The sequence below is a fragment of the Alloprevotella sp. OH1205_COT-284 genome, from assembly GCF_003859795.1.
In the GTDB taxonomy this organism is placed as follows: Bacteria; Bacteroidota; Bacteroidia; order Bacteroidales; family Bacteroidaceae; genus Alloprevotella.
Genome location: NZ_RQYI01000027.1, coordinates 18,129 through 30,844 on the forward strand (window position 1 = coordinate 18,129; position 12,716 = coordinate 30,844).

8 protein-coding genes and 2 pseudogenes are annotated in these 12,716 nt (G+C 39.6%); all 10 read right to left on the bottom strand.

The annotated features are described in order from the left end of the window. Nucleotides 1-2: 2 nt before the first annotated feature. Nucleotides 3-2,177 (bottom strand): AAA family ATPase, encoded by a 2,175-nt coding sequence (locus tag EII14_RS07185; protein WP_124931864.1) that lies wholly within the window; start codon nucleotides 2,175-2,177, stop codon nucleotides 3-5. Next, nucleotides 2,174-2,407 carry a hypothetical protein gene (locus EII14_RS07190; protein WP_124931865.1) on the bottom strand — a complete coding sequence of 78 codons (234 nt, stop codon included), beginning with the start codon at nucleotides 2,405-2,407 and terminating at the stop codon, nucleotides 2,174-2,176. Before EII14_RS07190 ends, EII14_RS07185 begins: the two co-directional genes overlap by 4 nt. A 6-nt stretch (nucleotides 2,408-2,413) precedes the next feature. Then, the gene (locus EII14_RS07195) at nucleotides 2,414-4,684 is read right to left on the bottom strand and encodes a DEAD/DEAH box helicase family protein (protein WP_124931866.1); all 2,271 of its coding nucleotides are present in this window, start codon (nucleotides 4,682-4,684) and stop codon (nucleotides 2,414-2,416) included. Next, on the bottom strand, nucleotides 4,685-5,791 hold the full coding sequence (locus EII14_RS07200; RefSeq protein ID WP_124931867.1) for a phosphoadenosine phosphosulfate reductase: 1,107 nt from the start codon (nucleotides 5,789-5,791) through the stop codon (nucleotides 4,685-4,687). Continuing rightward, nucleotides 5,788-8,997 carry a hypothetical protein gene (locus tag EII14_RS07205; protein WP_124931868.1) on the bottom strand — a complete coding sequence of 1,070 codons (3,210 nt, stop codon included), beginning with the start codon at nucleotides 8,995-8,997 and terminating at the stop codon, nucleotides 5,788-5,790. The genes EII14_RS07200 and EII14_RS07205 overlap by 4 nt, the downstream gene beginning before the upstream one ends. After that, nucleotides 8,994-9,851 carry a DUF4007 family protein gene (locus tag EII14_RS07210; protein WP_124931869.1) on the bottom strand — a complete coding sequence of 286 codons (858 nt, stop codon included), beginning with the start codon at nucleotides 9,849-9,851 and terminating at the stop codon, nucleotides 8,994-8,996. Before EII14_RS07210 ends, EII14_RS07205 begins: the two co-directional genes overlap by 4 nt. A gap of 15 nt (nucleotides 9,852-9,866) precedes the next feature. Continuing rightward, nucleotides 9,867-11,117, bottom strand: coding sequence for an ATP-binding protein (locus tag EII14_RS07215; protein ID WP_370242131.1), 1,251 nt, complete (start codon nucleotides 11,115-11,117; stop codon nucleotides 9,867-9,869). 356 nt (nucleotides 11,118-11,473) lie between these two features. After that, nucleotides 11,474-11,622, bottom strand: a pseudogene (locus tag EII14_RS09495) (lysozyme); the annotation flags it as partial. 75 nt (nucleotides 11,623-11,697) lie between these two features. Continuing rightward, nucleotides 11,698-12,122, bottom strand: a pseudogene (locus tag EII14_RS07225) (DUF3408 domain-containing protein). A 311-nt stretch (nucleotides 12,123-12,433) separates the two neighbouring features. Further along, nucleotides 12,434-12,716: hypothetical protein (locus EII14_RS09500; protein ID WP_233569406.1), on the bottom strand; the 283-nt coding region annotated here is incomplete at its 5' end.

A 12,716-nucleotide genomic window follows, 5' to 3' on the forward strand; every position in this document is an offset into this window, starting at 1 on the left:
CGTTATCTTACTTGTTTAACAACTGTTTGAATGGTTGACAAATCCTTATCATTGAACGGCTCTACTTTTTCAATCTGATAAACGGAACAAGAAAGTTTGTTGATTGTGTCAAAATCTAACGACTTTCGACCTGTTGTCTTATCGATATTAAGCAAATCTTTCGTAACGATAACGCATTGCTTATCAATGGTATCTATCACATTGTAGAATGTATCTTCCTTGAAACCGCCGAACGAAGATGTCGGAGCATCAAATATCAATGGATAGTCTTGTTCGCGTTTCAAAGTCGTAATTTGAGAAATAGCAAACAGAACCGACATATACATAGTTGTCTTCAGTGCACCGTTCGGATTTTCGATTCGTGTACCATTGTCACTATAAAGTTCGATACGTGCAGAATTGTTAATGGTTTTTCTGATGCGGATTATTCCATAGAAATCATTTTTGTTCAACGTCTGCAAATACTTATTCGATTCGGTTTCAAGCATTTGTAGGAAGTTGTTGACATTTTGCTCTTTTGCGTTAGCGAATGCTTTGGTTATCTTCTCAAATGCAGTATGCACACGCTGATATACCTGCGTCATTGAACTTGTTGGTTCAAGTTGTGATAGTTTTTCTTGTATCTCAGCCCTCGCACTCTCCTTGTTTTTCAGAGTGGTTTCCAACTCTGAAAAACGGCTTTCGGCACGGCTTTTAGCATCAAAGAAGCCTCTCAAATCAGAGATGCTCTTATCTAACAGTTCAGAGCTTAACCCTGATTGCATCAGCAAATCATTTTGTTCTGTTTCCATCTCTTGCAACTGTTTATCCACTTCTGCCAACTCGGCTTTTCTTTTGGTGACAAATTCCAACCGGTCTGAAATGGTTATCGCAATGTTTGAAATTTCTTGCTCTGTATCGCCACTTAATTTGATTTGGCGAGAATGCAACTCATTAATGAATGAGTTGGGAAACAATGGCTTTTCAACATTTTCTTTCGTGTCTGAATTTTTATTGACTTCCGACGCTATATGGTCAAGATATTCATTAAGTTTATGGCACATAAACTCGTAAGCATCTGAGCCTTTAGGGGCAGAACGACCACAGACTTTGCAAATTTCATCGTCAATCATTTCTTTCATTGTTGCCTCATCGGGCAAATTCCATGGCAAAGGGACGGCATCATTGGCGAGTTTCTGAATCTTTGATATTGCCTCACGTACTCCTGCCTCTTTCGCTCGACGTTCCGTTTCCTGCTTGTCAAGTATTCGTTTTTCCTTGCTCAATGCAGAAACTTTCGCAGAAAACTCTTTTATGATTGCAGGGAAAGAACGTAGAATCCAATATTCATCCAGCAGATTGGTGCTGTACTCGCACGATGAATACGCCACCAACTTTGCCCGCTTATCCTTCAATCCTTTGATACGCTCTTTTATGGCTTGATAGCGTTCCGATGTTTCTTGGTTCTTTTCCAGCAATTCCAATTTTGAGGAGAATTCATTGATGGATAGTTCCTTTTGACGTAGTTCTGTCTTGATACTTTGAATGTCATTTGTGACATCATTCAATTGCGTATTGAGTTCTTTTGCTTGCTTCGACACTTTCTTATCGTTTTGCAACTCACGATTTGCAGCATTGGCCGATTTTTGCTCGAAATTTGAAGTTAATTCAACTAATTTATCAAACTCTTTAATGCCAGAAAAAGTGTCAACCAGAGTTTTCAACGCAGTGTCATTGTCAAAAACATTGAGTTCGTTTTCGCCCTTGAACAAACAATATTTACGGATGACAGGTTCGAAACAAGTATTTAGCAGTCTATCGCCAGCACAGGAATGTCGTTCTGTACCATCAATGAAATATCCGACAAACTTGTAATCCTTTGTGCGAATATTGTCTTCAGATATTCTTTCAAAAGTGAAACACTTTTCTATCTCCTTCTCTCCATCGTGTTCAAAGGTTATGTTTACTGAAACTTCATCGCTTTCTCCAATTTCCAATTCTGATTTACGCTTTTCAGAAATATGAGAATCTTTTCGGTTCTCACCTGTTGTGTCGAATAACCATTCTAATGCTTCAAACAAAGTTGTTTTGCCGTCACCATTGTCTCCAATTATCAAAGTCAGACCTTTTGATAGCGAAAGCTTGTTATTTCCATAATAACTGCGAAAGTTGTTAATTCTTATATCCTTGATAATCATATATTTGCTCTTAGATAGTTACTAACCTCATTGTATATTTCCTTTTCGGTAGCTTTTTCCTCGTTTCGATTGATGATTTGGACAATAGCTTGAATTACTGCAAGATCAGAATCCAATGCATCTGATATTGACATAAAATCATCGGGATTATAGCCATAGAATTTGACAAGCTGCTCATCTGCAATCACAGCTTGTAAAATCTTATCGCCGTTAGTTTGATATGTACTCATATTGCACTAATTAAATATGGATAAATTATAATGATTCAACACATCTTGCAGCTCGTTATCAGTGTCATTCAGATTTTCAGACAACAAGGCAAAATCACGGACTCGCCTCAACTCGCTTTGCACAAGATTTTTTTCCAAAGCGTAGCATTCTTCATCAAAGACATTATCAGGTATTACGATGAGGTCGTGAATGATGGCGAAGCGTTTGTCTTTGTGTGTACGTAGGACACGACCACGGCGTTGAATGAATTGGCGTGGGTTTCCTGTGCTCGCACAGAAAATAGCCAATTCGCTTCGCGGCACATCAACACCTTCATCCAAACATTTCATTGAGGTAAGCACATCAATACTGCCATCGGCAAAGCCTTTGAGCATAGCGTCGCGGTCGGTTGATTCGGAAGTAAACTGACGGACAATGATATGGGAATCCATATCACGGACAATGCGAGTGAAATCGTCTATCAAATGTTCGGTGTCGAGGTCGGAAGCGATGGTGTCGGACTGGTCGAAAATATCAGCCTCGAAATTGTCGGGCTTGTTACCTTCGGGAACGTAGACCAAAGTGTATTTCAAACTGCCTCTTTCTTCCATTCGCTGCTGAACAATCTGTTTGAAAGCGGACAACTTGTTTGCTGCTTTGTGAATGATACGTTTGCGTTTGAGCAAAAGCATTTTCAAACGTTCCTGGCTCTCCTCATCGTGAAAGCCCATTATCTTGACTATCTTTTTTGAAAGTTCAACGTATTCAGCCATTTCGTTTTCAGTCAAACGAACAATGTGCGGATAGTAATAGTAACGGCACAAAGCACCATTCTGAATGGCTTCAGCCATTGAATACTCGAATGTGTAACTGTCGGCACAGCCAAAGAAATCCATCAGTTTGCGGTTGCCCGTATCGTCAAACTGCCTTTCGGGTGTGGCAGAAAGCCCAATGCGGCGCAAATATTTTATGTCCGAAAGGCGTTGAGCCATCAGACCACCGCCCATATTGTGAGCCTCGTCAGCGATAAGCAAAAGTTTGTTTTTGGGAAATTGGTTCAATTCCATAAAAACATTGGAACGGACAAACGAAGCGTAGGTAGATATAATGATGTAAGACAAATCGTTGTTAGCGTTTGTCATTTCGAGCAAGCGCAGATTGGCAACAGCCGATTTCCAATTGTTATACTTCGAGCAAACTTTTATAATAGTACTGAAATTGAACTTTTTACATTCAATTTCCCATTGTTCGACAAGTGTAATGGTTGGAACAAGAATAATGGCTTTGTAGTAGCCTAACTTATTGTATATCTCAAGCAGACAATTCAGCGAGGTAATGGTTTTGCCCGTACCTGTTGCCATAGCAAACAAGCTTTTCTGCTTGTTATTCTTCCAATTATCGAATGCCCGTTTCTGATATTCACGTGGACCAGATTCGTATGGGAAACGAGGCTTGCCAAAATCAATTGGTTCAACGACTTCGCCTTGCTTCTTGATTTTCTCTATCTCAATTTCAACCTTGTTTTTGGCTTTATCTAATGCCTTAATCACAGATTTTGGCAATGATTTATCGGCAATATCCTGTTGGATAAATTTGTACTCATCTTCAAGCAAATCTTTCAGTTCCTTGTTCTTGAACGATTCGGCAATGTGGGTTTTCACTTTGTCGGTCGGAACAAAAACAACATTCTCATCTTTGCCTGTGAACACAAGTTCAAATTCGCCATTGATTTTGTTTATTGTAGCGGATGAAGGGTTACCGTCCCAATCGCAGAAAGCCGTAAGGCTTTCGATGTTGTCAATCAATGCCGACCGTGAAAAGTTGCAAGAGCCATCGAAGCCAACTTTATTCACGCCATCGCTGAAAACGCCTGTTTTGGTGTGAGAAATGCCAATGCCGTCTTTGGGGGCAACGATTCTTATATCAAGTCGATTGTTACGGATAAGCCACGCAAGACAATCGAAGAAGTGAGCATCACGCTCCGAAAGTGTGTTTTTCAGTTTCTCAATGTCTGTAATTTCAAAAAACGGAATTGGTGTATCAAGTTCACCGTTGGCAATGGCGTTTTTGTCCTGTTCGGTAAGAATGTCATTTACAATCAGATTCATACGACCACCATTGTAGAGGAAAGAGGCGAAACCGTCTGCCAAAACATTGATTGCGGACGAGGAAAAGAAGCCTAACATCAAATCGAACTGTGTAGCATTGCAAAGGCAGTCAGAGAAGAAACCTATCGGCTCCCACTCTGTCCGCGATTTAAAATGGCGGTGTGCCGGAAATGTTACCTCTTTTAGCATCTATATAAAACAATTAGCACAATTAATTTCATCATCTTCAAATATATCTATCAGCAATTTGCTTTTGCTCTTTGCTTTCAAGTCTTCTGTTTTCTTTATGTGGTCGAGTTTGATTTGGCGGACACGCTCGGGACGAATCAGTTTTTCAAGTGGTTCGCCTTGAATCCATGTGTAGCCATCTTTCTCGTATTCCATTGCCTTTTGGAACAGGTCGGGGTGTTGCTCATAGAGCCAAATCCATTCTATTTTCTGTTGGAAAAAACAGAAATAGCACCCTGAACGACTGCGGCAATATTGACCGATTTTGCCGTCAACCTCAAAATCAATGAGGTTGTAATATGCGGGAACCCCAACTCCACTTTCTTCCAGTACTCTTAAAATATCCTCTTTGCAAAGTACATCTTCGTTATCAAGCAAGGGAAATGAATCCAACTTGCCCACAGGATAATCGGTGTATTCTTTGAGGAATGCGAAAACGGCGTGATTGAATGTCTTTATATCAACATCGAGCAAAGCATTGAGTTTCTTCGAGTAGAAGAAATCTTTTGTCAGTGGTGCAATAATGAATTTTTGTGCTTGCTCGTAAACATCATCATCGGCAACAGAGCGATAGCAATCGTTGAACTTGTCGATGCTGGCATTGCCTAAAACCTTGTTTATGACATCTAAACTCCAAATATTTCTTCGAAACGGAAAAATGGACTGAATATTAGGCTTCGTAGAAACATATCCATCACGGTCTTCATCGCCACGAATACCTACGTATGAAATCGCCATGTCGTTACCTACGTATTTCTCAAATTCGGCTAACTTCATTTTCTGTGTACACCAACGCTGCTGAACTGATGGCAGAAAACCGCCGTTGATTTTCAAAATGTGGTCGAATGGTGTTGGTTCGGGGCTGTCTTTAGCGGCTTGAAGCGTGATTATCTTGCCCAAATATGATCGCAATCGCTCAACAAGTTGCTCTGTTTCAGTTAATTCGCATTTGGTATCGCAAGTATAGAAATCAATGTCGAGCGTTGGATATTTGTCTTTCAGATAAATAGCCAATGCTGCACTATCTTTGCCGCCTGATATGCCTAATACGTGTCTGACTTTATTCATTGTAATTTCTTTTTTATCAGGTTAATAAGTGCCGCCACATTGACGGTGTTATCGGCAGAAAGCAATTCTTCAATTCTCTTTTCCAACTGACAGACTTCCCGAATGCTTTCCTGCGGAACAACAACCTGTTTGGTTATTGCACCCTCTTTGTTTTGGGTAATATGCAGACGGAGAATTGATTCATTGTCAGTTTTGTGCATTTCAACATAATCGTCAAGTTGGAACAATTTATCGCGTAACGAAGTGAGCAAAAACGCCTTTTCGGTGTCTTTTATCTTTTCCAGTGGCTTGTTCAAAACGGCATAGCACACTGATTCAATCCACGTTGTACGATTGTCGAAGTTGCCTGTCAGTCGGGAATGGAAATTCTTGACATCGTTAGGCATCAAAGCCACCTTGACGGATTTATACCTGCTGTCGATAATCGGCTTATATGCTGAAAAATCAGTCTCTTTTATTTTTAGAGCTTTGATAATCTGCTGTTCGATTGATTTTACATAATCATCGTAGCAACTTCTCAAATTCCGAATGGCGTTTTGCAAGACGGATACGAAACTGTCAATTGCTTCGGATTTCTGTGTCAGAACCACTTCGCGAAATCCTAACGCTTCGGGCAAATGCTCAAAGAAAGTTGCTTCGGGGTCGGTTGCCTGTGCAATAACATCACGAAACTTTTTTGTTTCCGAAGAAATATCTTTTGTCGTTTGAGCGTAGGTGTTTAACTGCTTGTAAAACGTAAGGAACGGACGAATAGTTTCAATAAAAGCACTACTATTTAACTCCGATTTCTGCAAATTGACAGCTTCACGATATTTGTCAAAAAAGATTTGTTTAACACCTTTTACACTAAACGACTTTACAGACAAACCGTTTGGATTGCGGTAGAGTAAATCCAAAACATCTTTGTTGATGAACGGAACGTAAGAATCGCCGCTGTATAGTGCAAAATCATCTTTCTTGATTATCAGGAATGACGGAAGCCAAGATTCAATAAAGCCTTGCTTTATGCCGTATGGCGGTTCTGAAAGTATGGTAGCAAGTTCGCCGATTTTGAGCTGTTTCTGCTGTGCCGATTTCAAAAAGTCCATACAACAGTTCCATAGCGGCATAAACGATGGCTCGGTTGGTTCGCTGAAACCGAAAGTATTATCTGCGGAAACGTGGATTCCAGTGCTTTTCATCATAGTGAGATAGATAGACTTTTCGGGTGGAAACTTGTCCTTGTCGAAGCCAATATCTTCCTTTTCTCTGTTTTCAAGCAGAGCATTCAAATAGTTCTGCCGGGCAACTGACATTGTACCGCTTGGACGGTGCTTGTTGATTAACTCATTTTTGAAGACAGGGGTGGCACTGTAAATGGTATCGGAAATGACAGAAAGGAATTTCATCAGATCCTTTTGTGAGCGAATGCAGTCAATACATTTGCCATTGAAAACCCACTGAACATTGTCAGAGAAAAGGCTGTCGGTTACTGACTTGTTCAACAGCGATTTCTCGTATTCAATAAGGCTTTCGATTTCCTTGTGTGCCACTTTGTCGTTTTCATCTTTGATGTAGAAATCACGCACCCAATACAGTTTGTCGATTTCAAAAATGTGGTCGATAATCTCTTGGGCATTCTTGAAAACACAATAGGCGACGGCGATGCCTTTGTGCGACAAACATTCGTCTGTTATGATGGAGTAGCCGTTGTCTTTGGCAAAAATCAAATCAATAATGCCATCATTTTCACCCTGACGGACTTTTGTGATAGGTTCATCTGTTATCTGATACTCAAAATAGCGTGGCGTTCCTGTTCGGTAGTAATGAGCATTGGCGATTGAAATGCGGAATGTAAAAAGTTGCTTCAACTTGTCAATGTAGTCATCGGTGCGCTTACATTCGAGTGAGGCGTTGTAAAGCCCAATTTCAATATCAACATCAGTACCCTCAAACAGAATGTATTTCGATTTGTATTTGGCAAAACGTATTATTTGAGCCTTTTCCAATTTGCCCATCAATGGCAGAATATCATTGCCCCCCATTGACAATCGGGCATATTTGGAGAGAAAATCAGAATCTATTTTAGTTGCTGAAGATGCAAAAATGTTGAGCAATCCAATAACCTTGACAAGTCCGATGGCTGTTTCAATTTCCGATTCTTCCAACGGAAGCCCCTCAACACGCTCAATGGCAATCTTGATTGCCGACCAATTTGTTGAATCGGCGTTTACCTCAGTCAAGGACGAATGGAAATTGTATTGAACATAATCGTACACATTTGTAAGGTTATAAAGAGAATTGTTCGATGCAGAGAAATTGACAATGGAATCATCGCCTGTGGCCTCTAAAAACGAGAACAAAGTTCTCTCATTCTGTCCGTAACGCTGATTGGCTTGCGTAAGAATGTAGGCGGCGAAAATATCCATCGGATATAGAGCCGACACGACATCTGATTTCAGATTGTCGTTGGCGAACTTCGACTTAATAGCCAAATCGTAGATTTGGTGAATGGCTTTGTTGTTTGAAGCCTCTCGTTTGGCAGCGATTTTTGTGGCGGCGAGATTCAGCAACTGCTCAATGGGTTCTTTGAAAACAATATCCTGAATACGACCTTTTACTTTCGTCCATTCCTGCTTTTGTTCAAGTTTCAAATCCTTTGCGTATGCGTTGAAACCTTGATGCAGCGTGGTAAGCAGAAGAATATCCTTACCAGTGTCGTTGACATACTCGCAGAATTGCTGTAGGAAATACATTTCCTTTTCTGGATTGTTTTTTGCAGCGTGTTCAAGCACTTTACCAAATTCGTCAATAACAAATACCAAGAGCGAATCATCTGCTTTGCAGTTGTCGTATAAACAATCCAATGACGTAAAAATATTAACTCTTTTACTTGTATTGGGTTGAATATGATGATAAAGCAAATCTATTAAAGGAGTATAATCTCCGACAATGTTTATGAAACGAAATTTTGTAAAGCCGTTGAACTGTCCTTTATTTCTGATTAAGGGATTATCGATTGGAAGATTTCCATTTAAACATTGCATTAAAGCCAAAAGGAAACTAGATTTTCCTGTGCCGTATGAGCCAATCAAGCAGAAGGAGTGTATTCCAGCGGTGAATGAATCAACTATTTTGCCAATGGTTTGTTTGGCATTAGCTGTTACAATGTAGTTGAAGGCCTTATCCTTATCACGTTCTATATTGACCGATGTTGAAAACTTCATCTTTCTTTTGATTTGTAATACATATTCAAGATTTCCAACTCGTTGAAATCCTGCTTTACAGCAAACAGTTGTTCACCAGCTGAATTGTCGAACGTTATGTTGAAATTTATGGCTGTCAATTGGCTGAAAATGTCGTATAGTTCGCCTTGCGACAGGCAAAAGACAAGAGCAAGTTCAAGCATTTTGTCAAACTCGACAACCTGACTGCCATCTGATATTTTGTGAATGGCATAGAAGAAAATCAAAGGATTGATTTTCGCTTTCGTGGGATAGTTGAACTCATACAAATCTTTCTCGATACGCTTGATTAGGTTCAAATCGAGTAAGATAGCGGAATAATCCTCGTAGATGTTGGTGTTGGGAGAAACATACATTCTCAACAACATTGCAATGTCCTTGTTGATGGTGTTGTCGTTCCAAACAATGCCGCTGAATGCCTTGTCGAGATTCTTACGCTTCAGAAAAGCAAAGATGTTCGCTTTGGAAAACTCTTTTCGTTCCTTGTGGAAATTGAGAAAAATCTGCCTGTAAATGGTTGCGTAGTTGGTGTAAATCAAATTCCAATGCAGCAGCCAAAGGGTTTGGGTGTCTTCAACAAACGGGTCGCAACCTGTTTCCGTGTCGAAAATGAAATCAGCCAAAGGCGATATTTCATTGTCTTGGTTAATCAGACCGAAAGCCCGAAGCCAATACCTGATGGAAGTGACCATATTTTTGCCTACGCCCAAAGCGACAACAGCATCTTCATCATTGAATGAATGACCGTCTTTCACAAAGTCGTAGCCTTTTTTTAGCCACAGACTTTTGCAAGCAAAAGTTTCGTGGCCGGAAAATGTATATTTATTTATAAGCATAAGGATTTCTGTAATTTATAGCTCTAGAGAATTTTTATTAAGAAGAAAATCATAAATACTAATTGTGGTTATTCCCTGTTCATCTCTTGTAACGGGGCATTCTTCACCTATAACGATTATCTTTTTGAATGAATCATCCACTTTTAATAAAGATGCTCGCTCTTGTTTCACTTTTTCTTCTGTTCCCATTCTGTATGCGGATTGAATGTAGTACCTTCGGCTTCCAAGATTGCAGACAAAATCAACCTCCAAAGTGGAACGTTGTCTTTTTCCATCATCTTTGACATTTACAATAGGAATAGCCCCAACGTCTACATTAAATCCACGAACACGCATTTCATTATAGATAAGGTTTTCCATCAAATGACTCTTTTCATATTGCCTGAAATTGATACGAGCATTACGCAACCCTAAGTCCATGAAGTAATATTTGAATGGAGAGTTTATATAGCGTTTGCCCTTTATATCATATCGAGTTGCCTTTTCAACAAGAAAAGAATCACATAAATAGTCGATGTAATCCTTTATTGTGTCATAGGATATAGATGATTTTTTCTCACTGCGAAATGTATTTGCAAGTTTATTGGGATTTGTCAAAGCTCCGATACCAGACGCCATAATGTTGATAAGTTCTTCTAAATCATCATTTTTTCGTATATCATACCGATCCTTAATGTCCTTGACATAAGTTTCCTCAAATAGAGATTTCAAAAACTTGACTTTTTGTTCCTCTGTAGTACATGACAGAATCTGTGGCAATCCCCCATATAGCAGATATTCATTTAGCCCGGCTTGAATAGAGCCTTTATATGCAGACATATATTCATGGAAACATAATGGGAACATTTTTACTTCATATCCACGTCCTCGAAACTCTGTTATAATATCCTTCGAAAGAAATTTTGCATTGCTACCAGTAACATATACATCAACATTCTGCATCTTGAGAAAACCATTGAGAACGTCTTCGAAATGATCAAGCATCTGAACTTCATCCAGTAGCACATAATACTTCTCTTTATCTCTAATGCAATTTTCAATATAAGAATACAAATTGTCTGGATTTCTTAAATCTCTATTCTTGAAATCTTCAAGATCCACTTTTATGACATGATCTGATGTAATTCCTTGTTGTTCAAGATACGATACAAAAATCTCAAACAGGAGATACGATTTTCCACATCTACGCATTCCTGTTATTATTTTAATCATACCATTGTCTTGCAACGAAACCAATTCGGCCAAGTAGTTATCACGCTTTATCATCCCTATAATCGAATTTTATGTGTAATTGTCTCGTAATTCTCGACTACAAAGGTAGTGTTTTTCTATCATTCCAAGAAAGATTTCTCGAAAAACATGTGTAAAAGCACAGAATTTTAGAATAAGAGGGGGCTAGATTATTCTACAAAATCCTCATATCCCTGATATTTCCTACTTTATTCTTACTTCTAAGAAGATCGTGTTATACCTTTATTTTACAGGAGAACAATCTTTACCACTAAAGAACAAGGGGATATAGAAGATCGAAATAGTCATAACTCGATATATTGGCACAGAAGTAAAGAATGAGGCAAGAACATACCCCTTGCGGAGCATAAAAATGTCGCAAGAGGTGTATTTACATAAAACAGAGCACACTCCACATTTCGTCGTTTGACTAGTCCTCGCAGGACTTTGCCCTTGTATCGGCAGAAAGAGACAAATTCCTGTCTCCCGACTCTATCTTCGGTAACATTCTGCTCGTGGGATGTTTGCCGTATCTCAGTAAGCTAACCCTTCGGTGTTGTAGGGCAATACGATAAGGAGAAAAACAGTTCCATTTAAAACATCTGAAGATAGGAATTTACAATAACTTCTTGAACTTCATCTCCGCTAATCTATTAATTTCATCCTTGTAAGTTTCAAGATGATGGAGGATGATGTTCTCCACATAGATACCAATGGTCATATCTCTGTTTCTCATCGACATGACTATCTCCGCAACGTGTCCTGCAGCTCTTTGGCAATATAGATAGTCTTGCGATTTTTCAAGGTGTTTCGACAGATAAAAAGGGATTCATAGTCTCCTTTCGCGACCATACGCTTTTCTCGCTTTAGGCTTTTCACGAAATCCCTTGCTATTGGTGCATCATCTGGGAACTCCGATTTTTCTTGTTTTTCTACTTGAGAGCTTTTCATCTCACTCTCTTTTCTTTCCATAGGAATACCCTGTGAAATAAGTTCTCGGATGGCAACGGGATCAACAGTGCCAATTTTCTTCTTTGTCATACTCTTTTGGTTTTAATCGTGATACATTCTATTGGTCACTTCAATATAGGCATATTCACTTCTTTGAAAGAATCTGCCTTTTATCGGATATTGGTACAGCTATGGGGTTACTTCCGCATAGGCACGACCTCCAGCCTATGTATTCTGGTAGAGGTTCTCATTTTCGTTTATCAGGACAATCGTTCGATTGCATCCACTTTCGTACACTTATACGTTCGAGGATCTCGTTCATCGAGAGTGGATATTATCGAAGATATATACCCTCGCAGACACATTCGACAATGCAAAAATATGGCTTTATGGTACTGTTGTCAGTAGCTTTTTGCTAACTGCGTACTTGTGGCTTCGATTTGCGTATTTGTGGCTCTGTGAAAGGTCAGTGGTTTAGGCACAACGCTTAGTAACTTTGCCCCCAAGCGGTAAACCGAAGCCTTCGAGGCATAAAGCGTTCTTTTTTGAGTGAATCGTTTTCCGTCCTTCACGGACGGATTTATTTGCGTCGGAGCAAATAGCAAGGTATGTTTTATGCAGCACGACTCCGTTTTTGCTGCATAAAACCCTTGCTCTTGCAGAGAGCTGAAAAACTCCGAAGTC

Bases quoted from the DNA above. Each gene is read 5' to 3' on its own strand.
- EII14_RS07185 (WP_124931864.1), bottom strand. From the start codon at position 2,177: ATGATTATCAAGGATATAAGAATTAACAACTTTCGCAGTTATTATGGA.
- EII14_RS07190 (WP_124931865.1), bottom strand. From the start codon at position 2,407: ATGAGTACATATCAAACTAACGGCGATAAGATTTTACAAGCTGTGATT.
- EII14_RS07195 (WP_124931866.1), bottom strand. From the start codon at position 4,684: ATGCTAAAAGAGGTAACATTTCCGGCACACCGCCATTTTAAATCGCGG.
- EII14_RS07200 (WP_124931867.1), bottom strand. From the start codon at position 5,791: ATGAATAAAGTCAGACACGTATTAGGCATATCAGGCGGCAAAGATAGT.
- EII14_RS07205 (WP_124931868.1), bottom strand. From the start codon at position 8,997: ATGAAGTTTTCAACATCGGTCAATATAGAACGTGATAAGGATAAGGCC.
- EII14_RS07210 (WP_124931869.1), bottom strand. From the start codon at position 9,851: ATGCTTATAAATAAATATACATTTTCCGGCCACGAAACTTTTGCTTGC.
- EII14_RS07215 (WP_370242131.1), bottom strand. From the start codon at position 11,117: ATGATAAAGCGTGATAACTACTTGGCCGAATTGGTTTCGTTGCAAGAC.